Origin of the sequence: Streptomyces sp. T028, from assembly GCF_048159505.1 — a bacterium.
Taxonomy (GTDB): Bacteria; Actinomycetota; Actinomycetes; order Streptomycetales; family Streptomycetaceae; genus Streptomyces.
In genome coordinates this window covers 252634-278748 of the sequence record NZ_JBLRVZ010000006.1, presented here as the reverse complement: position 1 = coordinate 278748, position 26115 = coordinate 252634, and the positions used below count along the sequence as shown (strand labels likewise).

At 73.2% G+C, this 26115-nt stretch carries 23 protein-coding genes and 3 pseudogenes; 17 read left to right on the top strand and 9 right to left on the bottom strand.

What is annotated here, in order from left to right:
• Positions 1-13: 13 nt before the first annotated feature.
• Complete coding sequence (locus ACLZN2_RS06960) at positions 14-280, top strand: DUF1049 domain-containing protein (RefSeq protein ID WP_416977477.1); 267 nt, start codon at positions 14-16, stop codon at positions 278-280.
• A gap of 19 nt (positions 281-299) precedes the next feature.
• Positions 300-854, top strand: a complete 555-nt coding sequence (locus ACLZN2_RS06955) for a GNAT family N-acetyltransferase (RefSeq protein WP_416977476.1) — start codon at positions 300-302, stop codon at positions 852-854.
• On the opposite strand, the gene ACLZN2_RS06950 is transcribed toward ACLZN2_RS06955, so the two are convergent.
• Positions 826-1173 (bottom strand): DUF6204 family protein, encoded by a 348-nt coding sequence (locus ACLZN2_RS06950; protein WP_416977475.1) that lies wholly within the window; start codon positions 1171-1173, stop codon positions 826-828. The two genes, ACLZN2_RS06955 and ACLZN2_RS06950, sit on opposite strands and share 29 nt — an antisense overlap.
• 58 nt (positions 1174-1231) lie before the next feature.
• On the opposite strand from ACLZN2_RS06950, the gene ACLZN2_RS06945 reads away from it, so the two are divergent.
• Complete coding sequence (locus tag ACLZN2_RS06945) at positions 1232-2143, top strand: arginase family protein (RefSeq protein ID WP_416977474.1); 912 nt, start codon at positions 1232-1234, stop codon at positions 2141-2143.
• On the opposite strand, the gene ACLZN2_RS06940 is transcribed toward ACLZN2_RS06945, so the two are convergent.
• The gene (locus ACLZN2_RS06940) at positions 2140-2493 is read right to left on the bottom strand and encodes a VOC family protein (protein ID WP_416977473.1); all 354 of its coding nucleotides are present in this window, start codon (positions 2491-2493) and stop codon (positions 2140-2142) included. The genes ACLZN2_RS06945 and ACLZN2_RS06940 overlap by 4 nt on opposite strands.
• 139 nt (positions 2494-2632) lie before the next feature.
• On the opposite strand from ACLZN2_RS06940, the gene ACLZN2_RS06935 reads away from it, so the two are divergent.
• Entirely contained in the window at positions 2633-4582 is a 1950-nt protein-coding gene (locus ACLZN2_RS06935) for a transketolase (protein WP_416977472.1), read from the top strand.
• A 185-nt stretch (positions 4583-4767) separates the two neighbouring features.
• On the top strand, positions 4768-5553 hold the full coding sequence (locus ACLZN2_RS06930) for a GvpL/GvpF family gas vesicle protein (protein ID WP_416977471.1): 786 nt from the start codon (positions 4768-4770) through the stop codon (positions 5551-5553).
• A 13-nt stretch (positions 5554-5566) separates the two neighbouring features.
• Here ACLZN2_RS06930 and ACLZN2_RS06925 read toward each other — a convergent pair whose 3' ends face one another.
• On the bottom strand, positions 5567-6388 hold the full coding sequence (locus tag ACLZN2_RS06925) for a class I SAM-dependent methyltransferase (RefSeq protein WP_416977470.1): 822 nt from the start codon (positions 6386-6388) through the stop codon (positions 5567-5569).
• 283 nt (positions 6389-6671) lie between these two features.
• On the opposite strand from ACLZN2_RS06925, the gene ACLZN2_RS06920 reads away from it, so the two are divergent.
• From ACLZN2_RS06920 to ACLZN2_RS06910, 3 genes and pseudogenes are all read left to right on the top strand, one after another.
• Entirely contained in the window at positions 6672-7334 is a 663-nt protein-coding gene (locus tag ACLZN2_RS06920) for a histidine phosphatase family protein (RefSeq protein WP_416977469.1), read from the top strand.
• Between the two features lie 42 nt (positions 7335-7376).
• Positions 7377-8996 (top strand): ATP-binding cassette domain-containing protein, encoded by a 1620-nt coding sequence (locus ACLZN2_RS06915; RefSeq protein ID WP_416977468.1) that lies wholly within the window; start codon positions 7377-7379, stop codon positions 8994-8996.
• A gap of 131 nt (positions 8997-9127) precedes the next feature.
• Positions 9128-9405 (top strand): annotated as a pseudogene (locus ACLZN2_RS06910) (DUF6158 family protein); the annotation flags it as partial.
• A gap of 206 nt (positions 9406-9611) precedes the next feature.
• Here the strand turns inward: ACLZN2_RS06910 and ACLZN2_RS06905 are convergent.
• On the bottom strand, positions 9612-9911 hold the full coding sequence (locus ACLZN2_RS06905) for a hypothetical protein (RefSeq protein WP_416977467.1): 300 nt from the start codon (positions 9909-9911) through the stop codon (positions 9612-9614).
• Between the two features lie 241 nt (positions 9912-10152).
• Complete coding sequence (locus ACLZN2_RS06900) at positions 10153-10533, bottom strand: DUF2795 domain-containing protein (protein WP_416977566.1); 381 nt, start codon at positions 10531-10533, stop codon at positions 10153-10155.
• A gap of 243 nt (positions 10534-10776) precedes the next feature.
• Here ACLZN2_RS06900 and ACLZN2_RS06895 point away from each other — a divergent pair, with 243 nt between their 5' ends.
• The 3 genes from ACLZN2_RS06895 (at position 10777) to ACLZN2_RS06885 (ending at position 14052) form a co-directional block, all read left to right on the top strand.
• Positions 10777-11517 (top strand): hypothetical protein, encoded by a 741-nt coding sequence (locus ACLZN2_RS06895; protein ID WP_416977466.1) that lies wholly within the window; start codon positions 10777-10779, stop codon positions 11515-11517.
• A 226-nt stretch (positions 11518-11743) separates the two neighbouring features.
• Complete coding sequence (locus ACLZN2_RS06890) at positions 11744-12994, top strand: aminotransferase class I/II-fold pyridoxal phosphate-dependent enzyme (RefSeq protein WP_416977465.1); 1251 nt, start codon at positions 11744-11746, stop codon at positions 12992-12994.
• Positions 12991-14052, top strand: a complete 1062-nt coding sequence (locus tag ACLZN2_RS06885) for an MBL fold metallo-hydrolase (protein ID WP_416977464.1) — start codon at positions 12991-12993, stop codon at positions 14050-14052. The genes ACLZN2_RS06890 and ACLZN2_RS06885 overlap by 4 nt, the downstream gene beginning before the upstream one ends.
• Before the next feature lie 51 nt (positions 14053-14103).
• On the opposite strand, the gene ACLZN2_RS06880 is transcribed toward ACLZN2_RS06885, so the two are convergent.
• The gene (locus ACLZN2_RS06880) at positions 14104-14730 is read right to left on the bottom strand and encodes a DedA family protein (RefSeq protein ID WP_416977463.1); all 627 of its coding nucleotides are present in this window, start codon (positions 14728-14730) and stop codon (positions 14104-14106) included.
• Positions 14727-15500 (bottom strand): MBL fold metallo-hydrolase, encoded by a 774-nt coding sequence (locus ACLZN2_RS06875; protein ID WP_416977462.1) that lies wholly within the window; start codon positions 15498-15500, stop codon positions 14727-14729. Before ACLZN2_RS06875 ends, ACLZN2_RS06880 begins: the two co-directional genes overlap by 4 nt.
• Before the next feature lie 84 nt (positions 15501-15584).
• Here ACLZN2_RS06875 and ACLZN2_RS06870 point away from each other — a divergent pair, with 84 nt between their 5' ends.
• The 6 genes and pseudogenes from ACLZN2_RS06870 (at position 15585) to dnaK (ending at position 24309) form a co-directional block, all read left to right on the top strand.
• Positions 15585-15986: a hypothetical protein gene (locus ACLZN2_RS06870; RefSeq protein ID WP_416977461.1), complete on the top strand. Its 402-nt coding sequence runs from the start codon at positions 15585-15587 to the stop codon at positions 15984-15986.
• Positions 15987-16134: 148 nt separating this feature from the next.
• Positions 16135-18711 (top strand): phage holin family protein, encoded by a 2577-nt coding sequence (locus ACLZN2_RS06865; RefSeq protein WP_416977565.1) that lies wholly within the window; start codon positions 16135-16137, stop codon positions 18709-18711.
• Between the two features lie 76 nt (positions 18712-18787).
• A pseudogene (locus ACLZN2_RS06860) lies at positions 18788-19879 on the top strand (ATP-binding protein).
• Positions 19876-21674, top strand: a pseudogene (locus ACLZN2_RS06855) (DUF2201 family putative metallopeptidase). The pseudogenes ACLZN2_RS06860 and ACLZN2_RS06855 overlap by 4 nt, the downstream one beginning before the upstream one ends.
• 68 nt (positions 21675-21742) lie before the next feature.
• Entirely contained in the window at positions 21743-22168 is a 426-nt protein-coding gene (locus tag ACLZN2_RS06850; protein ID WP_359270921.1) for an OsmC family protein, read from the top strand.
• A 266-nt stretch (positions 22169-22434) separates the two neighbouring features.
• Positions 22435-24309 carry a molecular chaperone DnaK gene (gene dnaK / locus ACLZN2_RS06845; protein WP_416977460.1) on the top strand — a complete coding sequence of 625 codons (1875 nt, stop codon included), beginning with the start codon at positions 22435-22437 and terminating at the stop codon, positions 24307-24309.
• A gap of 63 nt (positions 24310-24372) precedes the next feature.
• Here dnaK and ACLZN2_RS06840 read toward each other — a convergent pair whose 3' ends face one another.
• Both ACLZN2_RS06840 and ACLZN2_RS06835 read right to left on the bottom strand, forming a co-directional pair.
• Positions 24373-25179 carry an SAM-dependent methyltransferase gene (locus ACLZN2_RS06840; protein ID WP_416977459.1) on the bottom strand — a complete coding sequence of 269 codons (807 nt, stop codon included), beginning with the start codon at positions 25177-25179 and terminating at the stop codon, positions 24373-24375.
• 48 nt (positions 25180-25227) lie between these two features.
• Positions 25228-26091, bottom strand: coding sequence for a helix-turn-helix domain-containing protein (locus tag ACLZN2_RS06835; protein WP_416977458.1), 864 nt, complete (start codon positions 26089-26091; stop codon positions 25228-25230).
• Positions 26092-26115 lie beyond the last annotated feature (24 nt).

Genomic DNA, 26115 nt, shown 5'->3' with positions numbered 1-26115 from the left:
CCACCCTGGACGTATGAGCCCGAAGACCGCGAGGACCGCGAAGTCCTCCGGGGCCCACCGCGGCTCCGGTGGCTGGCGCGTGTCGCTGACGCCCGGCCGGGTCACCATGCTGGTGCTCGCCGTGCTCACCCTGATCTTCATCTTCGAGAACACCCGGGAGACCAAGATCAGACTGCTGATCCCCGAGGTGACCATGCCGCTGTGGGCGGCGCTGCTCGCCACGGGGCTGATCGGCGCGGTGTGCGGGGCGTACTTCGGCATGGGCCGCCGCCGTCGCTGACGGGCCGTAGGCTGGCCGGATGCCGCACACCGCCTCCCGCTTCCTCGCCGAGGGCCCCCGCGTGGGGATACGTCACTTCACCTACGCGGACGGGGCCGAGTTCACCGCGCGGGTCCGCGAGAGCAAGGACCTGCACCACCCGTGGCTGTTCCCGCCGGCCACCCCCGAGGCGTACACCGCCTACGCGGCACAGCTGATCAAGGACCCCGCCAAGGTGGGATTCCTCGTCTGCGAGAAGGCGGACGACGGGGCCGTAGCCGGATTCATCAACATCAACAACATCGTGCACGGCGGTTTCCAGTGCGGTGCGCTCGGCTACGGCGCCTTCGCGCACGCGGCCGGACGGGGGCTGATGCGGGAGGGGCTCGATCTGGTGGTGGGGTACGCGTTCGGGCCGATGCGGCTGCACCGGCTGGAGATCAACGTGCAGCCCGGGAACGCCGCCTCGATCGCCCTCGCCCGGTCGTGCGGGTTCCGGCTGGAGGGCTTCTCCCCGAAGATGATCAACATCGACGGGGAGTGGCGCGACCACGAACGGTGGGCGATCACCGCCGAGATGCGGACTTCCGGTTGATCTTCATGGTGTCGAGGTCCGTCACCGTCGACCTCAGCCCTGTGAACCCGTAGCCGAGCTCCCGCAGGGCCGTCTCCGCCCGGTCCTCGGCGAGCGCGCCCGCCATCTCCTCGCCGTCCGCCGCGTCCGACACCACCACGAAACGCATCGAGAAGTGCTTCAGCGGCCGCGGCTCGTACGTCAGGGTGCCCTCCTCGGTGAAGCGCATGCCGGCCAGGCCGTGGTCGGCGGCCCCGGCGAGCAGCCGGGCGCGGGCCTCCTCGGTGAGACCGCCCCACGTTCCCCGGACGATCACCCGGTAGGTGTGCCGCTCGCTCATGTTCGCTCCTCGCGCAACTCGTTGGACGGCCGAGGGTACGTCGGCGAGGATGCGGCGCATGCGGAATTTCGTCGTGGTCGACGCCCCCTCCAACCTGGGGCTGCGGCCGCCCGCACCCGGTACCGTCCCCGGCTGCCACAAGCTCGCCGGCGCCCTGCGCGAGCAGGGGATCCTGCGGCGGCTGGGCGCGGCCGAAGGCGGGGTGGTCGTCCCGCCGCGCTACGACCGCGGCGACTGGCAGGAGGGCGACGGCGTCTTCAACGCGGCCGCCCTCGCCGTGTACACCCGCCGGCTGGCCGACCGGATCGAGCGGCACGTACGGGTGGGCGCCTTCCCCGTCGTCCTCGGCGGGGACTGCTCGATCCAGCTCGGCGCGTCGCTCGCGCTGCGCCGCCTCGGACGGTACGGGCTGGCGGCAGTGGACGCGTCGCCCGACTTCCGGCACCCCGGCAACTCCGACCGGGTCGGCGCGGCGGGCGGCGAGGAGACGGCCCTGGCCACCGGCCGCGGCCAGCGGGACCTGACGAACCTGGAGGGCCTCGGCCCCTACCTGCGCGACGAGGACGTCCGCTTCTTCGGCGTCCGCGACGCCTACGCCGACGATCCCGAGGTCGTCGAACTCCGCGCCCTGAAGGTGCCCGTCGTCACTGTCGGCGAACTGCGCGCATGGGATCCCGAGGCGCTCGCCGACGCCACCGCCCAGGCCTTCGAGATCCCCCAACTGGACGGGTTCTGGGTCCACTTGGACGCCGACGTGCTCGACCCGACGGTCATGCCGGCCGTGGACAGCCCCGACCCCGACGGACTACAGCCCGACGAACTCGTCGCCCTGCTACGCCCGTTGCTCGCCTCCCCACGCTGCGTCGGCCTCAACGTCACCATCTACGATCCCGATCTGGACCCTGACGGCACCGCGGGCGCCCTGCTCACCGACGTCGTGGTGTCGGCCCTGGCCCCCTCGCAGGGCTAGCCGACGGCCCGGCGGTCGACGTACTCGTACACCGCGCCGTCCGGGTGCCGGGCGATCAGGTTGCGGCCCACGGGGGTCGGCACCGGGCCCGCGAGGACGTCCGCGCCCAGCTCGGTCAGCGTCTTGTGGGCCTCGTCCACGTCCGCGACGGCGATCGTCGCCGCCACCTTGCGCAGCACCTCCAGCTCCTCCTCGGGCCCGCTCATCAGCAGGAAGCAGCCGACGGCGGCCGCCTGCACACCGCCCCGTCCGAAACGGAGTGCCTCGGTGCCCGCGAGCCGCTCGTAGAAGGAGACGGCGGCCTCCAGATCGTCGACGCAGACCCGCAGTGTCGCTCCCAGAATGTCCATGCCGCGAGCCTAGTTGGGCCGGGCACGGGCCGGGATCCCTTCACCCGATCCCCTTGCCGACCGCCCCCGCTCGCCCGCCCGCTCGCCCGCGGGCCGGGGCGTTACGGGTCCGTGCCGGCGGGTACCCGGAGACTCCGCCGTGGTGGTGGGGCCAGCCTCACACGGACCGGCCCGGTGCCCCCGTGCCCCGTCCCACACGCCCTCCGACCCCCTTCTGAAGGAGGCCACCAGCCCGATGGACACCGCCGAACTCACCGAACTCGGACAGCAGTTGCGTGTGGACAGCGTGCGCGCATCAGCCGCTGCGGGCTCCGGGCATCCGACGTCCTCGATGTCCGCCGCGGACCTGATGGCGGTACTGCTGGCGCACCACCTGCGCTACGACTTCGACCGGCCCGCACACCCGGCGAACGACCGTTTCGTCCTCTCCAAGGGCCACGCCTCCCCACTCCTGTACGCCGCCTACAAGGCGGCCGGCGCGATCGGCGACGACGAGCTGCTCACCTTCCGTACGCTCGGCAGCCGTCTGGAAGGGCATCCCACCCCGCAGCGGCTGCCCTGGGTCGAGACGGCCACCGGATCGCTCGGCCAGGGCCTGCCCGTGGGCGTCGGCATCGCCCTCGCCGGCAAACGCCTGGACCACACCGGGTACCGGGTGTGGGTACTGTGCGGGGACAGCGAGCTCGCCGAGGGCTCGGTGTGGGAGGCCGCCGAGCACGCGGCGTACGAGCATCTCGACCAGCTCACCGCGATCGTCGACGTCAACCGGCTCGGCCAGCGCGGCCCGACCCGGCACGGCCACGACCTCGGCGCCTACGCCCGCCGCTTCCAGGCCTTCGGCTGGCACACCGTGCAGATCGACGGCCATGACGTGGACGCGATCGACCGGGCGTACGGCGAGGCGGCCTCCACCCGGGGTCAGCCCACCGTGATCCTCGCCCGCACCCTCAAGGGCAGGGGCGTCGCGAACGTCCAGGACCGCGAGGGACTGCACGGCAAGCCGCTGCCCGACGCCGACGAGGCGATCGGGGAGCTGGGCGGCCCGCGCGACCTGCGGGTGGAGGTGCACGAGCCGCCCGCCGCCCGCATGCTGCACTCCCTCCCCACCGGCCGTTTGGACCTGCCCCGCTGGGAGAAGGACTCCGGCGGGAACGTCGCCACCAGGGACGCCTACGGGCAGGCCCTCGCCGCCCTCGGCACCGCCCGCCCCGACGTCGTCGCGCTGGACGGCGAGGTGAGCGACTCCACGCGCGCCGAGTTCTTCGCCAAGGAACACCCCGACCGGTTCTTCGAGTGCTACATCGCCGAACAGCAGCTCGTCGCCGCCGCCGTCGGCCTCGCGACGCGCGGCTGGGTGCCGTACGCCTCCACCTTCGCCGCCTTCCTGACCCGTGCCCACGATTTCGTCCGCATGGCGTCGGTCAGCGGCGCCGGCATCAACCTGGTCGGCTCGCACGCGGGCGTCGCCATCGGGCAGGACGGGCCCTCGCAGATGGGCCTGGAGGACCTGGCGATGTTCCGGGCCGTGCAGGGTTCGACCGTGCTGTACCCGTGCGACGCCAACCAGACCGCGCATCTGGTCACCGCCATGGCCGGGCTCGACGGCGTCCGCTACCTGCGCACCTCGCGCGGCGGCGGCCCGGTGCTGTACGGGCCCGACGAGGAGTTCCCGGTCGGCGGCAGCAAGGTGCTGCGGGCCTCCGACCGCGACCGGATGACGATCGTCGCCGCCGGCGTCACCGTCCCCGAGGCCCTCTGGGCGGCCGACGCGCTGGCGGGCGAGGGCATCGCGGTGCGCGTCCTCGACCTGTACTCGGTCAAGCCCGTCGACCGGGTCACGCTGCGCCGCGCGGCCGAGGAGACCGCCTGCCTGATGACGGTGGAGGACCACCACCCCGAGGGCGGCCTCGGCGACGCCGTCATCGACGCGTTCCTCGACGGCCGCCCCCTGCCCCGCCTGGCACGGCTCGCGGTCCGTACGACACCGGGCTCGGCGTCCCCGGCCGAACAACTGCACGCCGCGGGCATCGACGCCGAGGCGATCGCCGCGTCCGCCCGGCTGCTGGTGGAGACGGCGGTCGTGCCATGAGCCGCACACGAGGACGAGGTCGCGCAGGAAGGCCGCCGGGAGGACGATGAGGGGGCCAGGAGGATCGGCCCGTACGCCGACGACGGGGAGGGAGAGGAGGGCGAGAATACGAGGAGGAGGACACTCGACCGACTGGAGGAACCGGCCCCGGCACGTGCCCCGCAGGACGTCGGTGAGGAGTCTCCATGACCGGACTGCGTTACGTCTACGCCGTGTGCCGGCCGCTCGGCGCGCCCCTGCAGGCCGACCTGACCGGGATCGCGGGCGATCCGCCCCGGCTGCTCACCCACCACGGCCTGATCGCCGTGGTCAGCCATGTACCGGAGCGGGACTTCTCCGAGGAGCCGCTGCGCCGCCATCTGGAGGACCCGGACTGGCTGGCCGCCACCACCCGCGCCCATCAGCAGGTCGTCGACGCGCTCACGGCCGTCACCACCCCGCTGCCGCTGGGGCTCGCCAGCGTCTTCCGCGACGACAGCGGCGTACGCGTGATGATGGAGGAACGCGAGGACCACTTCCGCCGCACCCTGGAGCGGCTGACCGGGCGGGTCGAGTGGGGCGTCAAGGTGTACGCCGAACCGGAGCCCGAGTCCGCCGGGGCGGAGGACACCTGGCAGCGCGCCGAACGTTTCGCCGCCCGATTGCATTCCACCCTCCGCGCACGCGCCGAGGACGCCCGGCTCCACCCGCCGCAGGGTTTCGCCCCTTCCGCCGACGACGCCGGAGCCGACGCCGGACAGAGCGTACTCGGCGCGGCCTATCTCGTGCCGCGCGCGCAGTCCGAGGAATTCGTGGAGATCGTGGACCGTACGAAGGGCGAGGAACCCGGAATTCACGTGGAACTCACCGGGCCGTGGGCCGCCTACTCGTTCGTCGAGCAGGACGAGGACTCCGGAGAGCGGACGGACGACACGGCCGGCGAGGAATCCGGAGGTCTCCGGAATTCCCGTGGACCGGGGGTGGTGTCATGAAGATCGTGGAGCGTCAGGCGCCCTTTCGGCACAGGATCTCCCCGTGCAGTACGGCGAACCAGCCGTCCTCCCGCTCACCCCATTCCCGCCAGGCCCGCGCGACGGCCCGCAGCTGTTCCGGGGTGGCGTGCCCGCCCTCGGTGGCGCGGTCGGCGTACGTGGAGGCCACGGTGCGGTCGGCCCACAGCCCGCTCCACCACGCCCGCTCCTGCGGGGTGCTGAACGTCCAGGTCGCGGAGGTCGCCGTGATGTCGGTGAAGCCGGCGGCCAGCGCCCAGGACTTCAGCCGCCGCCCCGCGTCCGGCTCACCGCCGTTGGCCCGCGCCACCCGCAGGTACAGGTCCTGCCAGTCGTCCATGCCGGGCGAGGCGGGGTACCAGGTCATCGCCGAGTAGTCCGAGTCGCGCACCGCGACGTACCCGCCCGGCTTCGTCACCCGCCGCATCTCGCGCAGCGCCTGCACCGGGTCGCCGACGTGCTGGAGCACCTGGTGGGCGTGGACCACGCAGAACGAGTCGTCCGGGTATTCCAGCGCGTGGACGTCCGCTACCGCGAAGTCGACGTTGGTCAGCCCCCGCTCGGCGGCCGCGGTCCGCGCCTGCTCCAGGACGCCCTCGGCGCGGTCGACGCCGGTGACATGCCCGTCGGGGACGAGCGCGGCCAGGTCGGCGGTGATGGTGCCCGGCCCGCAGCCGATGTCCAGGATCCGCATGTGCTGCTTCAGTGAACCGAGCAGGTAGGCCGCGGAGTTGGCGGCGGTGCGCCAGGTGTGCGAGCGCAGCACCGACTCGTGGTGCCCGTGCGTGTAGACGGCGGTCTCCTGTGCCTTCGGCATGGCTCTGCCCCTCTTCTCGACATACCGGCCCCCGGGCTCCGGGAATCCGGTAATCCGGGCTCCGGTAATCCGGGCGATACTCGTCACCGTACGCGCATGGACCGTATCTTGAGACCATACGTCTCAATATCTGGACTGATGGAGTGTCAGAAATTGTGGGTGTCGGCCGGGAGCGGACTGGTACGGAGGCCGGAGAGGGCCGTTGGCCCGTAGGACCTGCCGGGTACCCTGAAGCCGCCGAATCCCGCGCCGGGCGGCACTCCGCGACCGGGAGGGTCACCGCATGCGCCTGCTGCTCGTCCGCCACGGCCAGACCCCCACGAACGTCCACTACCTCCTCGACACCGCCGTCCCCGGCCCCGGCCTGACCGATCTCGGCGAACAGCAGGCGGCGGCCCTCGTCGACGCCCTCGCCGACGAGGAGATCGGGGCGGTGTACGCCTCCACCCTCGTGCGCACCCAGCTCACCGCCGCCCCCCTGGCCGCCGCCCGCGGCCTCGACGTCCTCGTCCGCGACGGCATCCGTGAGGTCTCCGCCGGCGACATGGAGATGCAGCCCGGCGAGTCCGAACACGCCGTCCTCTACATGCGCACGGTGTTCGCCTGGGCCGCCGGCGACCTGGACCTGCGCATACCGGGTGGCGAGAGCGGCGCCGAGTTCCTCGCGCGCTACGACGCCGTGGTCGCCGAGGCCGCCACCGGCGACGCGTCCACGGTCGCCCTGGTCAGCCACGGCGCCGCCATCCGCACCTGGACCGCGGCCCGTGCCCGCAACATCGACGTCCCCTTCGCCGCCGCCCACCGCCTCGCCAACACCGGCACCGTGATCCTCGAAGGCGACCCCGCGGCCGGCTGGCAGGTCCTGACCTGGGCGGGCGCCACGGTGCGGCCCGCGGGGGAGGGCGGCCCGGCGGGCGAGCCCGCGACGGGGGACCAGGGGGATTAAGGGTTTGCCGGTCGGTGCGGGCGGCCCGCACAATGCCTCCTCATGGGACATCTGGAAGCCGCGCACCTCGAGTACTACCTCCCCGACGGGAGGGCGTTGCTCGGCGACGTGTCCTTCCGGGTCGGCGAAGGGGCCGTCGTGGCCCTGGTCGGCCCCAACGGGGCCGGCAAGACCACCCTGCTGCGTCTGATCTCCGGCGAGCTGAAGCCGCACGGCGGCACCGTCACCGTCGGCGGCGGCCTCGGCGTCATGCGCCAGTTCGTCGGCTCCGTACGGGACGAGACGACCGTACGCGACCTGCTCGTGTCGGTGTCCTCACCCCGCATCCAGGAGGTCGCGAAGGCCGTCGACCGGGCCGAGCACGCGATCATGACCGTCGACGACGAGGCCGCCCAGCTCCAGTACGCGCAGGCCCTCTCCGACTGGGCCGAGGCGCGCGGCTACGAGGCCGAGACCCTGTGGGACATGTGCACGACGGCGGCGCTCGGCGTGCCGTACGACAAGGCGCAGTTCCGCCTCGTACGGACCCTCTCCGGCGGTGAGCAGAAGCGGCTGGTGCTGGAGGCCCTGCTGCGCGGCACCGACGAGGTGCTGCTGCTCGACGAGCCCGACAACTACCTCGACGTCCCCGGCAAGCGCTGGCTGGAGGAGCGGCTGAAGGAGACCCGCAAGACGGTCCTCTTCGTCTCCCACGACCGCGAACTCCTCTCCCGCGCCGCAGAGAAGATCGTCTCCGTGGAGCCCTCGCCCACCGGCGCCGACGCCTGGGTGCACGGCGGCGGCTTCGCCACCTACCACGACGCCCGCCGCCAACGCTTCGCCCGCTTCGAGGAGTTGCGCCGCCGGTGGGACGAGAAGCACGCCCAGCTGAAGAAGCTCGTACTGAACCTCCGTCAGGCCGCCTCCATCAGCCCCGACATGGCCTCCCGCTACCAGGCGGCCCAGACCAGGCTGCGCAAGTTCGAGGAGGCCGGCCCGCCGCCGGAGCCGCCGCGCGAGCAGGACATCAGGATGCGCCTCAAGGGAGGCCGCACGGGCGTAAGGGCCGTCACGTGCAAGGCACTTGAACTGACCGGCCTGATGAACCCCTTCGATCTGGAGGTCTTCTACGGCGAACGCGTCGCCGTCCTCGGCTCCAACGGCTCCGGCAAGTCCCACTTCCTGCGCCTCCTCGCCGGTGACGACGTGGCGCACACCGGCGAGTGGAAACTCGGCGCACGGGTCGTTCCCGGGCACTTCGCCCAGACCCACGCCCACCCCGAACTCCAGGGCCGCACCCTCCTCGACATCCTGTGGAAGGAGCACTCCCAGGACCGGGGCGCGGCCATGTCCAGGCTGCGCCGCTACGAGCTCACCCAGCAGGCCGAGCAGACCTTCGACAGGCTCTCCGGCGGCCAGCAGGCCCGCTTCCAGATCCTGCTCCTGGAGCTGGAGGGCGCCACCGCCCTCCTCCTCGACGAGCCCACCGACAACCTCGACCTGGAATCCGCCGAGGCCCTCCAGGAGGGTCTGGAAGCCTTCGAGGGCACGGTCCTCGCCGTCACCCACGACCGCTGGTTCGCCCGCTCCTTCGACCGCTACCTGGTCTTCGGCAGCGACGGGCGGGTCCGCGAGACCCCGGAGCCGGTGTGGGACGAACGGCGCGTGGAACGCGCGAGGTGAGCGAGGCGGCCTCCGTCGCGGCGTGCTCTCCGTGGGCCCGCCGGGGGCGGCGCACACGGAGGCGCCCGGGGCCGGAATGTTCGTACAGTGGATGCAGACGGCGAGAGCCATGGCTCCCTCCCCGGAACCGCATGGACGAACACGACGAGCGGGGCTCACCATGACCGGAGTCGACCCGGACCGGCTGGACGACCAGCAGCTGATGAAAGAGCTGGAGACGATTCACCGCACGCGCCACGACACCCTGCTGTACGGCTCGAACGACGCCCTGCGCGCCCACAACGACCGCATGGCCCAGCTCGAGGGCGAGTACCTGCGCCGCAACCCGCGGCGCTTCGTCGCCCCCGGGCGCACCCGCGAGGGAGCCAGGGAGCGGGCCGCCGCGGTGAACGGCGGCCGCAGCACGCCCTCCGCTGCGGCCGGAGCGGCCTCGACACAGACGCCCGTGGGCAAGTGGGGGCCGGGCTCGACGGGCGGGGGCTCCGGGGCGGTGTGAGCCGACTGTCGGCAGCCGACCGGATTTCGTCGAACGCATACAGTCGCCGAGCGCGGCGCACGGCGGCCCCGGGACCCGAGGCGGGGTCCCGGGGCCGCCGGGTTCAGCCGTCAGCCTTACTAGCCGATGCCGTCCTCGCCGTCCTGGACCTGCACGCTGCCGCTGCCGTCGCCGTTGACGCAGCTGAACTGCTTCGCGTCGTGCGACTGGGCCAGCCCGAGGCCGCCGAGAACGCCGCCGGATCCTCCGAGTCCGAGGTTCAGGTCCGGGATGTTCAGCAGGCCGACGTTGACCTCGCCCGTCTGGGTGCAGTTCTGGAAGTCGTTGTCGGAGCCGTTGGCGGAGGCGACTCCCGCGCCGGCCAGGGTGAGGCTGCCGATCATGGCGGCCACGAGGCCGGCCTTGCGAAGCGTGCGCATTACATCCCCTTTGTCGTCTGGGTGGTGTGTCTCGCTACGTAACTGAGCGTTACGAGTGTGCACCGTATGTTACGATTGCACCTTTTGCACCCCAACACGCCGACCCACCCGCGGCAACCACTGGCATGCCGCTCGGGGGACGCGGGCAGCCGAAGCCACCCGTTCAGAGCTGTATGCGGACGCCGGGATGCGGTCGACCACATCCCGACGTCTCCTCGCCGTACGGCCTGCGGCACACGCGTCACCGGCTGCTTGCGACCAGTGCCTCGGCCAGTGCGGCCGCGTTGGCATAGCGCTCCTTGTGCGGCAGCCGTCGTACGGCGTCCACGAGCGCGTCCGGCGCGTTCCTGCGGCGCAGGGCCACGGACAGCTCGCCCGGGCCCGCGGGGAAGGAACCGCGCCCCAGGGTCCGGCCCAGCTCCTGCCGGACCGCCGCCAGCGACGCCCGGGAGGAGCCCGGTACCACCGGACCGCCCCAGATCTGCGGATCGTCCTCGGCGGACGGTTCCGGATCGTGCCATTCCTCGGACCGTGTGGGGTGCCCGGACCGCAGCAGACCCTGCAGTTCGTGCTTCATCTCCTCGTCCCGGTGCACGCTCAGCCGGTCACTGCCTCGCTGCATGTCGCCCTCCAGATCTTCGGGTTCGGCCACCGCGTACCCGAGGGGAGGGGGCCGACACGGGATCCCACGGACGGATGTCCGTATGCGGGGGATGACCCCGCCCCCGGATCAGAAGTCACCCGTGTGGCGGGTCCCCGTCCCGCCAATGGACCGTGGCCGCGCGCGGTCGCGTGGCTCTCCGGCTGTGATGGGTGCGGGGCATGAACGCCGTGCCCCGCCCTCGCCGGCCGAAGGAGCCGTCCCATGCGCCGCACCGCCCCCTTCCTCCTCGCCGCCGCCCTGCTGGTCGCCGCCGGGCCGGTCGCGGTCGCCGATCCGGCGGCCGAGGTCGGCCCGGGCAGCGTCGATCCCGGGGGCAGCGTCACCGTGTCGGTCTCCTGCGACGCTCTCGACGGCACGGTCCCCGAGACCCTGGACGCCGTCTCACGGGCGTTCTCCGAGGGAACCGTCAAGCTGAACAAGGTCCCCGGCGACGACGAGAAGGCCGCCGGGCCCGCCTACCAGGGCAGCGCCCACATCGCCGCCGACCTCGGCGAGGGCGACGGAGGGCTCGGCCCTGACACCGCCTGGACCGTCGACGGCACCTGCCCGGCACCCCCCGGCGGCCAGGGCAGCCCGTGGACCGCGACCTTCGACGTCAACCGGCCCACCGCCGGTGGCGGCAGCGGCAGCGGCGGCGGGGTCGGTGGAGTCGGCGGGGTCGGCGGGGTCGGCATCCCGCCCTGTCTCCCCGCCCCCGACCGGAGTGACCCCTCCTGCGACAGCGGCCCCACCTGCCCCCACGACAAACCCTGTGCCACCGCCCACCCCACGCAGCGGGCCACCACCCCGGCCACCGTCGAACACGGTGTACGGGCCGGCACGGGGGGTACTTTCCGCGACTCGGTGCCCGCGCTCGTGGCCGGCGGGCTGCTGATCGCCGGCGCGTTCGGGGCCGCCGCACACCGGCTGCTGCGCCGCCGCAGGCCAGCGGCGGACGCCTGACCCCGTCCGACGCCGGCCCGGCCCCGCTGTGACCGGCGCGACGCGGGCGGGCGGCCATGAGCCGGGGCCCACGGGGTACGCAAGACCCCGGGGCACGACCCGCCCCGTACGAGACGTCACCCACCACTGAGGCGTCACCCACCACCGGCACCCCGGGCACCGCACGGCACGCGGCCCCCGGCGCCGCCGGCACCCGGCACGAGGGACGGACTGCGCGGAGGACCCCATGCGGCGTACGGAACCGGAAGACCACGGGCCCGTCCGCTACGGCCCACCGCTCCCGCCCGACGGGCTGCCCGTCCTCCCCGAACTCGCCGACGTCCTCGCCCGGGCCGCCACGCGCGCGTACGGCGAACCCGTCGGCGGAGGCCCCGAACTCCTGGACGCCGCCCGCGGCTACGAGGAACGCCGTGGCACCCCCACCGGCCCCGGCCGGGTCGTCGCCGGACCCGGTGCCCCCACGCTCCTGGTCGCGCTGACCGCCGCGCTCGGCGGCGACGTCCTGGTGCCCCGGCCCTGCGCGGCCTGGTGGGCGCCGTACGCACGCCTGCTCGGCCGGCCCGTGTTCCACGTGGCGACGCCCGCCGAGTGCGGGGGCGTACCGGACCCGTACGCCCTGCTGGAGACCGTGCGCCGGGTGCGTGCCGAGGGCGGGGAGCCGCGGCTGCTGGTGCTGTCCGTCGCCGACGACCCCACCGCCACCGTCGCCCCGCCCGAGGTGCTCCACGAGGCAGTCGAGGCCGCCGCGGGGGAGGGCCTGCACCTGGTCAGCGACGAGACCTGGCGCGACACCCTGCACGCCCCGCACGACACCGTGCTGGTCAGCCCCGCCGAGATGCTGCCCGGGCAGGTCACCGTCGTCACCGACCTGGCGGGCGCGCTGCTGCCCGACGGCTGGCCGGCCGCCGTCGCCCGTCTGCCCGCCTCGGCCGCCGGGGACGACCTGCACGCGCGCGTGCTCGACGTCCTCACCGCGCTCGACGCGCGCGTGGCCGCACCGGTCGCCGCCGCCGCCGCGTACGCCCTGACCGAGCCCGAGCCGGTCACCGCGCGTGTGGCCGCCACTGTACGGCTGCACGCCCGCGTGGCCCACGCGCTGCACGCCACCGTGGTGGCCGCGGGCGCCCTCGCCCTGCCGCCGCAGGCCGGGCGCCACCTGTACGCCGACCTCGGCCCCCTGCGGGAGGCGCTCGCCGCGCGCGGCGTGGGCGACGCACAGGACCTGGAGGACTTCCTGACCGCCCGGCTCGGCATGCCCGCGCCCGGCGGCCACCGCTTCGGGGACGACCTCGGCGCGCTGCGCGTACGGCTGTCCACCGGCTGCCCGCTGCTGGGCGGCACGGACACCGAGCGCGCGGAATGCCTCACGTCACCCACGCCGTGGGAACTACCACACGTGCAACGCGCGTTGACGCGTGTGAGGTCGGTCTTCGACGACCTCCGTGACGACGCTCAGCGACGGGAGCCTCCTCGATGACGCAGCAGTCCGAGTCGACCACCCCCACCGCCGCCGGACCCGTGCCCCCGCAGGACACCGACACCCTCGCCCCGTCCCCCTTCCCACCGCTCGCCGAACCCCGCCCGCTGGCGGAGCGACGGGTGTGGCCGCGTACCTTCCACGACCGGTTGACCGCTCCGCTGCCCGGCCTCAAGGCCCTCGCCCGCTTCGCCCGCGAGGGCTCCGTACGTCCCGGCAGGGAGGGCCTCGCCGACGTTCCCCGGCTGCCCTTCGCGCCCGCCCCGCCGCCCCGCGTGGACGCCCGCACCGTCGCCGTCACCTGGGCGGGACACGCCAGTTGGGTGCTGAGCGTCGGTGGGCTCACCGTCCTCACCGACCCCGTCTGGTCCCGCCGCATCCTCGGCACCCCGGCCCGCATCACCCCCGTCGGCGTCCCCTGGGAGGACCTGCCGCGCGTCGACGCGGTCGTCATCAGCCACAACCACTACGACCACCTGGACGCACCCACGCTGCGCCGACTCCCGCGCGACACACCCGTGTTCGTGCCCGCCGGGCTCGGACGCTGGTTCCAGCGGCGCCGGTTCACGCGTGTGACCGAGCTGGACTGGTGGGAGGCGGCCGAACTGTCCGGTGTCCGCTTCGACTTCGTCCCCGCCCACCACTGGTCCAAGCGCACTCTCACCGACACCTGCCGCTCCCTGTGGGGCGGCTGGGTGCTCACCGCCCCCGACGGGCAGCGGGTCTACTTCGCCGGCGACACCGGCTACGGCCACTGGTTCCCCCGCATCGGCCGCCGCTACCCCGGCATCGACCTCGCCCTGCTGCCCATCGGCGCCTATGCCCCCCGCTGGTGGCTCGGTGATGTCCACTGCGACCCCGAGGAGGCCGTCAGAGCCACCCTCGACCTCGGCGCCCGCCGTATGGCACCGATGCACTGGGCGACGTTCATCCTCTCGGCCGAGCCGGTGCTGGAACCCCTCGAACGCGTCCGCAAGGCCTGGGCGAAGGCGGGCCTGGCTGCCGAAGACCTCTGGGACCTCCCTATCGGAGGCTCACGGCTCCTGCAACGTCCCTGAAGGGGCGCGGGGCCGCGACCGGCCACAACCGGCCCGCACATGACCACGACGTCACTCGGCGGAGCGGAACCTCCGCCATACGCTCGGCGCGGCGCTGATCAGAACGGTCAGCGCGACCGCCGACACCACGCCCTGCCACGGCTCCGGGAACAGCGAACCGCCGAGAATCCCGATCAACTGATAAGTCAGCGCCCACGCCAGACAGGCCGGTAAATTGCCCCGCGCGAACCGGCGCAGCGGCCAGTCCGCCATCAGACAGGCCAGCATCACCGGGATCCGGCCCGCCGGCACCAGCCGGGACAGCACCAGTACGGCCACATCGTGCTCGGTGAGCCGCGCCTGCGCCTGCTCGAGCCGCTCCTGCGGCGCCCGCGCACGGATCGCCTCCAGCCAGCGCGAACCGTTCCTCGAGCCCATCCCTCGCCGCCCCAGCCCGTACAGCGTCGCGTCGCCGAGGAACGCCGCCAGCGACGCCGTCACGAACACCAGCGCCAGCGAGAACGGCGCTGTCTGATGGAACGCCACCACCGCCGCCGAACTCACCAGCGCCCCCGTCGGCACCACCGGCACCAGCGCCCCGATCAGCACCAGCAGGAACAGCGACGGATAGCCGATCGCCTGCTGGGTGGACTCCGTCGGCACCGCCGTCGTGGCGGCCGCCGCGAGCCACCACCTCACCGCACGACCTCGGGGCGCACGCTCTCCCCGTGTCCGAGCCGGTGCACCGTCACGCCCGGCGCACGCCGCGCCGCGAGGCGCACGAACTCCTCACCCGGCGCATGGAACTCATGGGGGCGCACGGCGTCCATCCCGATCGGCCAGTACGTGCCGTAGTGCACCGGCACCGCGCTCCCCGGCGCCAGCCGGGCCAGCGCCTCGGCCGCCCGGCCGGCGTCCAGATGCCCCTCGCCCAGGTACGGTCCCCAGCCGCCCACCGGCAGCAGCGCCACGTCGACCGGCCCGACCTCCTTCGCCATCTCCTCGAACAGCCCGGTGTCCCCGGCGAAGTACGTACGCGCCTCGCCCTCGACGACGTACCCCAGCGCGGGGGAGCGGTGCGGGCCCACGGGCAGCCGCCGCCCGTCGTGTCGCGCGGGCACCGCCCGTATCCGCACCCCTCCCACCACTGTCTCGTCGCCCGGCTCCACCTCGCTGACCTGCAGATGCGCCAGCCGCCGCAGGCCCGGTACGGCGCGCGGCGCACCCCGGGGCACCAGCAGGCGCGTGCCCGGCGCGAGGCGCGCCAGCGACGCCACATGGAGATGGTCGGCGTGCAGATGGGAGACCACCGCCACGTCCGCCCGCCACGCGTCCGGCGGGGGCAGCGCGCCCCGGCGGCGCCGCAGATGCGCGAGCCGGCGCACGAACAGAGGGTCGGTCAGCACGCGCACGTTCGCATCCTCGACCGTGCAGGTCGCGTGACCCCACCAGGTGATCTCCACCGGCACCCCTTTGCCTCCTTCGCGCGACTCCCCCGAAGCCTACGGGCAGGAGTAGGGTCGGCGGCGAAACCCGGAGGTGAGGGGGACGCCATGGGACCGGTGCGGGTCACGGCGATCGCGAGTCTGACGCCGCTCGAGGAACTGGACGCCGATCCCTTCCTGGTGGACTCCCGCAGCCAGCACGCCATGTGCGCCCGCTGGGCCGCCCAGCGCGGCTACACCGTCCGCCGCGAGCTGCTGGTGCGCGGGCTGCGCGCCGACCACTGCGTGCTGTGGGACGGGGTGCGGCCCGGCGTCGACCTGTTCGTCGCGCCCAGCCGCCGCGTCCTGGAGAGCGCCCTGTCGGACGTCGAGGAATTCACCGAGGAGTGCGCCCGCCGCGGGGTGCGCGTGGAGACCGTCGGCTACGCGGAACCCGCCTACGACGCCCAGATGAAGGCCCACGTGCACCGGCGGCTGTCGATGCCGACGGCCGGGTACGACGGACGGTGAGAACGGTGACCGGGCCGGTTGTCAGTCCCGTGTGACAGGGTGGACGACGGCCCCTCCTCACGGCGTCGGGGCCGGAAGACGAGGTGAACGGGGCGTGCGTGGGGTGCGGTGGCGGCGGGTCGTCAGCCAGGCGGGGCGGAGCCTTGCGGTGTGGGCCGTCTCGACCCTGACGATGCTGGTGCTCGCGGGGATCCTGCCGGACTTCCGCCTGCAGTCCGCCGACGGCGACAGTGCCACCACCATCGCCGTCACCGCGGCCGTCGGCGCCGGAGTCTTCGGCCTGCTCTCCGCCCTGGTCTGGCCCCTCCTCGTACGCCTCCTGCTGCTGGTGCCCGCGCTCGTCCTCGGCCTGCTGGTGTTCTTCCTCAACGGCTCCCTGCTGCTGATAGCGCTCCGGCTGACGCCCTCCGGGCAGACCGAGGCCGCGCCCGAGACCGCCGTCATCGTCGCCGCCGTGATGTCCGCCGTCGCCTCCGCGACCGGCGGCGCCCTCGCCGTCCGCGACGACGACGCCTACCGTCGCCGTCTCTACCGCCTCGCCGACCGCCGCCGCAGAGGCGGTCCGCCCTGCGCCACCACCCCGGGCACCGTGTTCCTCCAGTTCGACGGCGTCGGCCACGACGTGCTGGCCGCCGCCGTCCACAAGGGACTGATGCCGACGGTCGCCACCTGGCTCGGCCTCGCCCCGAGCCCGGGCTCCGGCCGGGACCCCCACCCCGGCGCCGCTCCCGGTCAAGGCCCCCGCCCCGGCCCGGTCTCCGGCGGCGACCACCACACGGGTTCTGCCCCCGGCCAGGACGCGAGCCCCGGCCCCGACCCGAGCCCCGGCCGGGACCCCGGCGCCGCTTCCGGTCAAGGTCCACGCCCCGGTCCGGTCTCCGGCGGCACCCCACGCACGGGTTCTGCCCCTGGCCTCGACCCGGGCCCTGTCCTCGACCCGGGCCCTGTCCTCGCCCCGGGCCCTGTCCTCGACTCGGGCCCTGTCCTCGACTCGGGCCCTGGCCTCGTTCCGGGCCCTGGCCTCGTTCCGGGCCCTGGCCTCGTTCCGGGCCCTGGCCTCGTTCCGGGCCCTGGCCTCGACTCGGGCCCCGGCCTCGACTCGGGCCCCGGCCTCGTTCCGAGCCCTGGCCTCGACCCGGGCTCTGGCCTGGACTCCCACCCTGGCGCTGCGTCCGGCCAGGACCCACGCACCGGCTCGGCCTCGGGTGTCGACGGCCGTCCAGGCCCCGCCCCGGGGCCGGTGCCCCGGCCCACCCACCGGCTCACCCCCTGGCACACCGACTGGTCCAGCCAGACCGGCGCCAGCCAGCTTGGCATCCTGCACGGCAGCAACCACGACGTGCCCGCCTTCCGTTGGTACGAGAAGGACAGCCGGGAGGTGATGGTCTGCAACCGCCCCACCAGCGCCGCCGAACTCCAGCGTCGCGCAGTCGAGCGCACCGGCGACGGCGGACTGCTCACCGCCGACGGTGCCAGCCGCGGCAACCTCTTCGGCGGCGGCGCCGACGAACAGGCCCTCGTGCTGTCCATCGCCACCCGCAGACGAGGCCGCGAGACCCGCTCCCGCGCCGGCTACTTCGCCTACTTCTCCGACCCTGCCAACGCCGTGCGCACCGCCCTGTCCTTCGTCGCCGAGGTGACCCGTGAGATCGCCCAGTCCACCCGCGCCCGGCTCCGCAAGGAGCGCCCACGCGTGAGCCGCGGCGGGCTCTACCCGTTCGTCCGCGCCTTCGCCACCGTCGTCGAACGGGACGTCGTCGTGGCCGCCGTCATGGGCGACCTGCTCGCCGGCCGCACCGCCGTCTACGCCGACCTCGTCGCCTACGACGAGGTCGCCCACCACTCCGGACCGCTCGGCCGGGACACCGAACAGGTCCTCGGCCGCCTCGACCGCGCCCTCGCCCTGATCGAGAAGGCCGCCGAGCACGCCCCCCGCCCCTACCGGATCGTCGTCCTGTCCGACCACGGCCAGAGCCCCGGCGAGACCTTCCGCGCCCGCTACGGCCTCACCCTCGGCGACCTGGTGCGGGCCGGCTGCGGCCTGCCCGTCCCACGCCACGCCGAACGCACCCACAGCGGCGCCGAGGCCCGCGCGGCCGTCCGCGCCGCACTGCACCGGCCCGTCGAGGAGGGCGGCGAACGGCACCGCCCCTCCGGCCGCCGCTCCGAGCCCATCGTGCTCGCCTCCGGGAACCTCGGCCTGATCTCCTTCCCGGACGTCCCGCACCGGATGACCAAGGAGGAGATCGACGCCCGTCACCCCGCCCTGCTGTCCACCCTCGCCAACCACCCCGGCATCGGCTTCCTCCTGGTCCGCAGCGAGGAGCACGGCGGCGTCGTCCTCGGCGCGTACGGCGCCGAGACACCCCTGGACCGGCTCGACGACGACCCCGGCCCGCTCGCGCGGTTCGGGCCCGGCGCCGCCGACGCCGTGCGCCGCACGCACTCGTTCCCGCACACCGCCGACATCATGGTCAACTCCTTCCACGACCCGGCCGACGGCGAGGTCCTCTCCTTCGAGGAGCAGATCGGCTCCCATGGCGGCCTCGGCGGCGCCCAGTCCAGACCCTTCCTGCTGTCCCCGCTCGACCTGTCCGCACCCGTCGAGGACGGCGAGGCCCTGGCCGGCGCCGAACACGTCCACCGCGTCCTGCGCCGCTGGCTCCGCGAGTCCGACGGGCCCCAGATACCCGTGGAGCCGGCCCCGGAGGAACGGGCGGCCTGAAAATCGGCTGCGCCGCCACGGCCGTACACCCACACTGGCCGTGTCGCACTCCCTCCAGCACCAAGGAGCTGCAGCGTTGCAGGCTGCCGTCACCGTCACGCCCTCCCGCATCCCCGAACTCCTCCTCGGCCTCGCCACCGTGCGGCCGGTCTTCCTCTGGGGCGCCCCCGGCATCGGAAAGTCCTCCCTGGTCCGGGAGTTCGCCGAGTCGCTGGGCCTGGTGGGGGTCCCCCCGCGCCCTTAAGGCGTGGGGGAGTGTGAGCCGCTCGGCACGCAGCTCGCGCCGGAGGACCTGATCGGCGTGCCGCAGATCCGCGACGGACGGTCGGTGTTCTGCCCGCCGGAGGCGATCGCCCGCGAGGAGCCGTACTGCCTGTTCCTGGACGAGCTCAACGCGGCGACCCCGGACGTCCAGAAGGCCTTCTACTCGCTGATCCTGGACCGCCGTATCGGCACCTACGAACTTCCCAAGGGCTCGATCGTCATAGGCGCCGGCAACCGCGCCACCGACAACGCCCTCGCCCGGCCCATCGCCTCCGCGCTCGTCAACCGCCTCACCCATGTCCACCTGGAGGCCTCCCCGCGGGACTGGCTGGCCTGGGCTGCCGCCCACGGCATCCACCCCTGGGTCCTCGACCACCTCACCGACCGGCCCGACCACCTGTGGTCCAAGCCGCCGAAGACCGAGGAACCCTTCTCCACGCCCCGCTCCTGGCACATGCTCTCCGACGCCCTGCACTCCTTCGGCCAGGGCCTCGACGAGGACACCCTCAGGGTCCTCGCGCACGGCACGCTCACCCCCGCGCACGCCACCGCCTTCTGCGGCTACGTCAAGATCGTCCGCAGCCGGTACGGCATCGAGGCCGTCCTGCGCGGCGACGCCCCCTGGCCGCACCGCGTCGAGGACCGCGACCTGCTCTACTACCTCGCCGACTCGTTCCGCGGCCGTTTGATCAAGGAACTCCCCGCCGTCAAGGAGCACATGTCGGCGAACGGCAGGCAGACCGCGTACCGCGCCAAGTCCCTGCTCGTGCAGCTCGCCCAGATCTCCGTCGAGGTCGCCCAGACCGTCATCGCCTCCGACACCGACGGCAACCCGGTGCTGCCCTCCTGGTTCCTGGTGGAGGCGGCCCGCGACATGCCCCGGCTGGTGGAGGCGCGGCGATGAGCAGGGGCGGGCGGGGGAAGAAGAAGCGGGACCTGGCGGCGGAGGCGTTCGGCGAAGGGCTGCGGCTGCTGCACGCCAACCCCGCGCTCGACGCCGTCGACTTCGGTCTGTGCCGCAAGGAGGAGTGCGAGCTGGCGCCCCGCGACGGCCTCGTCCGGGTCGACTCCCACGGCACGGTCCACGCCCACCCGGCCCGGATCGCCGACCCCGCCGTCTGGGCCTGGTCCCTCGCCCACGCCGCCCTCCACCTCGGCTTCGGCCATGTCCCGGCGGCCCAGGGCGTACGCGTCCAGCCCGACCGGTACGACCTCGCCGCCCGCTGCACGGTCGTCAACCGCTTCCTGCTCACCTTCCCCGTCGGCAGACCCCCCGAGCACCAGCCGCTCACCTACCCCGACGGCGACGAGGAGCGGCTCGCCGCCCGCTGGCGCCGCGACGGCCTCCCCGCCGCCTACCAGCGCTGCGGCACCGCAGGACCGGAACCCGACCAGCTCCTGCTGACCTGGGACACCTGGCAGCAGGGCCGACCGCCCGACCGGCAGCTCGCCTTCGCCACCGCCCTCACCCGCACCGTATCCGCGGCCATGGACATGGCGGGCGGCCGACGCGCCTCCCTCGACGACGACCTGGACCCCGAGCGCCCCTGGGAGCGGGCCCTGAGCTGGTTCATCTCCTCCTACCCGCTGCTCGGCGGCATCGCGGCCGGCATCAAGCTCGTCCCCGACGCCGAGCTCGCCCGCGCCCACGGCATCCAGATCGCCGCCGTCGACGCCGAGGCCGGCGAGATCTACCTCAACCCGCTGTACCGCCTCGAGGACGACGAATGGCGCTTCGTCCTCGCCCACGAGATGCTGCACGCCGCCCTGCGCCACGGCGACCGCTGCGGCACCCGCGACCCCTACCTCTTCAACGTCGCCTGCGACTACGTCATCAACGGCTGGCTGCGCGAGATGGAGATCGGCACCATGCCCGACGGGCTGCTGTACGACCCGGAGCTCGCCGGCCTGTCCGCCGAGGAGGTCTACGACCGCATCGCCGGCGATCTGCGCCGCCTGCGCCGGCTGTCCACCCTGCGCGGCAAGGGCGTCGGCGACGTCCTCGGCGGCCCGCTCGGCCCGCCCCGCGACTGCGTCGACCTCGACGGCTTCTACCGGCGCGGCCTCGCCCACGGCCTCGACCTGCACCAGCGGGAGGAACGCGGCCTGCTTCCCGGCGGGCTTGTCGAGGAGATCCGCGCCCTCAGCCATCCCCCGCTGCCCTGGGACGCCCGCCTCGCCCGCTGGTTCGACGAGTTCGTCCCCCGCCCGGAGCCCGTACGGTCGTACGCCCGCCCCGCGCGCCGTCAGGCCTCGACCCCCGACATCCCGCGCGCCGGATGGTACTTCCCGCCCGAGGAGGTGCCCCGTTGCACCTTCGGCGTGGTCCTGGACACCTCCGGCTCCATGGACACCGCCCTCCTCGGCAAGGCCCTCGGCGCGATCGCCTCCTACGCCGAGGCCCGCGACGTACCCGCCGCCCGCGTCGTCTTCTGCGACGCCGCCCCGCACGACGCCGGCTATCTCCCCGTCACCGAGATCGCCGACCGGGTCCGGGTGCGCGGCCGCGGCGGTACGGTCCTGCAGCCCGGCATCGACCTGCTGCACCGCGCCGACGACTTCCCGCGCGACGCGCCCTGCTGGTCATCACCGACGGCTGGTGCGACGTCCTGCGGATCCGGCGCGAACACGCGTTCCTGATCCCGCAGGGCGGCCGGCTGCCGTTCACGGCTCAGGGGCCGGTGTTCCGCGTGCGGTGAGCCGGAGTGTGATCGGATGGGGCCCTAGGAAACCCGTCCGACGGGAAACCCACGCGAAAGGAAGAACCGTGGCCACCACGCGCTCCGCTCACACCGTCTGGGAAGGCAACCTGCTCGAGGGCAACGGGGTCGTCACCTTCGACTCCTCCGGCATCGGTCAGCAGCCGGTGTCGTGGCCGTCGCGCGCCGAGAAGGCGAACGGCAAGACCAGCCCCGAGGAGCTGATCGCCGCCGCCCACTCCAGCTGCTTCTCCATGGCCCTGTCCCACGGGCTGGCCGGCGCGGGCACCCCGCCCACCAAGCTCGTCACCTCGGCCGACGTCACCTTCCAGCCGGGTGAGGGCATCACCGGCATCCACCTCACCGTCGAGGGCACGGTCCCCGGCATCGACAACGACGCGTTCGTCGCCGCCGCCGAGGACGCCAAGAAGAACTGCCCCGTCAGCCAGGCCCTCACCGGCACCACGATCACCCTGTCGGCGAAGCTCGCCTGACCCGACACTCCCACCTCACCGGCCGGCACGCACCCCGCGTACCGGCCGGTGCCGTACGCCCCGGGCGCCGACGCGTTCCGCCCCGGGCACGGGTTGGATCGGAGCGCTCACGCTGCGAGTACACCCGCCCCGGGCCGTCCGTACGGCGGCCCCGCCCGGCCACCCGCGCGGGGGTGTGCCCCGAGTGCCCCATTGACAGAATCCCGCGCACGATTTGTGCTGGAAGTCCGGTGGCACGGGAGGCTCCCTGGCGGAAGGGGACGGCGATGGGACGTCCGGTCGGCATCGATCTCGGGACCACGAACTCGGTGGTGGCCGTCCTGGAGGGCGGCGACCCCACGGTCATCGCCAACGCCGAGGGCGCGCGGACCACCCCGTCCGTCGTGGCCTTCGCCAAGAACGGCGAGGTGCTCGTCGGCGAGGTCGCCAAACGGCAGGCCGTCACCAACGTCGACCGCACCGCCCGCTCGGTCAAGCGGCACATGGGCGACGCGCACTGGCGCTTCCCCGACCAGGGCGACGTGGACGGCACCCGCTACCGCGCCCAGGAACTCTCCGCCCGCGTCCTGCAGAAACTGAAGCGGGACGCCGAGGCGTACCTCGGTGAGGACGTCACCGACGCGGTGATCACCGTCCCCGCCTACTTCGACGACGCCCAGCGGCAGGCCACCAAGGAGGCCGGGGAGATCGCCGGCCTGAAGGTGCTGCGGATCATCAACGAGCCCACCGCCGCCGCCCTCGCCTACGGCCTCGACCGCAGCCAGGAACAGACGGTCCTCGTCTTCGACCTCGGCGGCGGCACCTTCGACGTCTCACTCCTGGAGATCGGCGACGGCGTCATCGAGGTCAAGGCCACCAACGGCGACACCCACCTCGGCGGCGACGACTGGGACCAGCGGATCGTCGAACACCTGGTGAAGAAGTTCAAGGGCCAGTACGGCATCGAGCTCGGCAAGGACAAGATGGCCCTCCAACGCCTGCGCGAGGGTGCCGAGAAGGCGAAGATCGAACTGTCCTCGTCCTCCGAGACCACGATCAACCTCCCCTACATCACCGCCTCCGCCGAGGGCCCCCTCCACCTCGACGAGAAACTGACGCGCGCTCAGTTCCAGGAACTCACCGCCGACTTGCTCGACCGCTGCCGCACCCCGTTCCACCAGGCAGTCAAGGACGCCAAGGTCGAACTGTCCGCGATCGACCACGTCATCCTCGTCGGCGGCTCCACCCGGATGCCCGCCGTCACCGAACTGGTGCGGGAGCTGACCGGCAAGGACCCGCACAAGGGCGTCAACCCCGACGAGGTCGTCGCTGTCGGCGCCGCCCTCCAGGCGGGCGTGATCCGCGGCGACGTGAAGGACGTCCTCCTCCTCGACGTCACCCCGCTGTCCCTCGGCATCGAGACCAAGGGCGGCATCATGACCAAGCTCATCGAACGCAACACCACGATTCCCACCCGCCGTTCGGAGATCTTCACCACCGCCGACGACAACCAGCCCTCCGTCGGCATCCAGGTCTACCAGGGCGAACGCGAGATCGCCGCCTACAACAAGAAGCTCGGCGTCTTCGACCTCACCGGTCTGCCGCCGGCCCCGCGCGGGGTCCCGCAGATCGAGGTCGCCTTCGACATCGACGCCAACGGGATCATGCACGTCTCCGCGAAGGACCTCGCCACCGGCCGCGAACAGAAGATGACCGTCACCGGCGGCTCGGCGCTCCCCAAGGACGACATCGACCGCATGATGCGCGAGGCCGAGCAGTACGCCGAGGAGGACCGGGGCCGCCGAGAGGCCGCCGAGACCCGCAACCAGGCCGAGCAACTCGTCTACCAGACCGAGAAGTTCCTCCGCGAGAACGAGGAGCGGGTGCCCGCCGAGACCAGGCAGGAGGTGTCCGCGGCCGTCACCGAGCTGAAGGACCTGCTGCAGCAGCGGGCCGACACCAGCGCCCTGCGGGCCGGCGTGGACAAACTCGCCACCGTCAGCCAGAGGATGGGCCAGGCGATGTACGCCCAGGCCCAGCAGCAGCCGCCGACCACCGGCCCCACCGCCGACCACGACGGCGGCCCGGCGGCGGACGACGACGAGACGGTCGTCGACGCGGAGATCGTCGACGACGAACGGGACCAGGCCAAGGGGGCCTAGCGAGGCAGGCCGTCAGGAGCACCGCCTGACGGCACCCGCCCCGCTCACCGGCGTGTCCGCCGCTCAGACCTTGCGGGCGACCCCCGCGTACACCGGCACGATGCCCTCCGCCTGCGCCGCCACGTCCTCCGGCTCCGGCCGCCAGCCCGAGACCGGGATCAGGCCCGGGCCGAGCAGTTCCAGACCCTCGAAGAAACGGGCGAACTCGGTGAGGGAGCGCGGGAAGAACGGGGTGCCGCTGCGCCGGAAGTGGTTCGCCGCGTTCTCGATGGCCTCGGGGCTGAGATCCGGGGTCACCTGGGAGAGGATCAGCCAGCTGCCCGGAGCCAGCTTCGAGACGTACTCCTGTACGAGGTCGTAGGCGCCGTCGTCGAGATAGTGCGTGAGCGCCACCAGCGACAGCGACACCGGACGGTCGAGGTCGAGCGACTCCGCGGCCCGGTCCAGCAACTCGGCGAGGTCGTGGACGTCGGCGTGCACGTACTGCGTGGAGCCCTCGGGAGTGCCGTGCAGCAGGGCCTCGGCGTGCCGCAGCACGATCGGGTCGTTGTCCGCGTACACCACCCTCGCCTCCGGCGCCACGCTCTGGGCGACCTGGTGCAGGTTCGGCTCGGTGGGGATGCCGGTGCCGATGTCCAGGAACTGGCGTATCCCGGCCTCGGCGGCGGCGCGGACGGCGCGCTGCATGAAACGTCGGTTGCCGCGCGCCCCGCGCAGCACCGTGCCGTCCACGGCGAGGATCTTCCGGGCCAGCTCCTCGTCCACCGGGTAGTTGTCCTTGCCGCCCAGCCACCAGTCGTAGACACGCGCCGGATGCGGCCTGCTCGTGTCGATACGGACGGGCGTCTTCCGGTCCTCGGATCCGGTCATTCGGGCTCTTCTCCTCGCGGGTGGGCGGACGTGTCGGTCGGTGGCAGATCAGAGGGTGTCGCGGAGGTCCTCCAGGAGCCTCCGTGTCTCCTGGGCGGACGCGGCGTGCGTCGTCAGATGGTCGAGGACCTCCAGATGCGCGGAGACCTCCTTGCGCGAGTCGAGGTACAGGGCGCCGGTCAGATACTCGGTGACGACCATGTCGGGCAGCTCCGGCTCGGCGAAACGGAAGAGGGAGAAGGGCGCGGCCGTCCCCGGATGGGGGCCGTCGGCGAACTCGGCGATCTGCAGGGTGATCCGGTCCCGCTCGCTCAACTCCAGGAGCCTGTCCAGCTGTTCACGCATGACGGAGGGGTCCTCGCACACCGGGCGGCACAGCACCGTCTCGTCCATCACCGCCCACAGATGTGGCGGGTTCGGGCCGTCCAGCAGTCTCTGCCGCGCCATGCGCAGTGACACATGCCGTTCGATCGTGTCCGGGGTGGTCCGCCCCACCGTGCCCGCCTCCAGTACGGCGCGTGCGTACCGCTCCGTCTGCAACAGCCCCGGCACGAAGTGCGGTTCGTAACTGCGGATCAGCCGGGCCGCCCCCTCCAGGCTGACGTACAGGCTGAACCACTCCGGCAGCACATCGTGGAAACGCTGCCACCAGCCGGGGAGGTTCGCGTCCTCGGCCAGCCGGACGAACGACTCGGCCTCGCCCTCCGGGACGCCGTACGTCTCCAACAGCACCTGCACGTACGGGATCTTCAGCGCGACCTCGGCCGTCTCCATGCGCCGTACGGTCGCCGGAGCAACCCGCAGCGCGCGGGCCGCCTCCTCACGGCCGAGACCCGCCGCCTCGCGCAGCTCCTGCAGCCGTCTGCCGAGCACCACCTGGCCCACCGTAGGCGCGGGCCGCCGTTCACTCACGCCACGTCTCCCCTACGTGTCGAG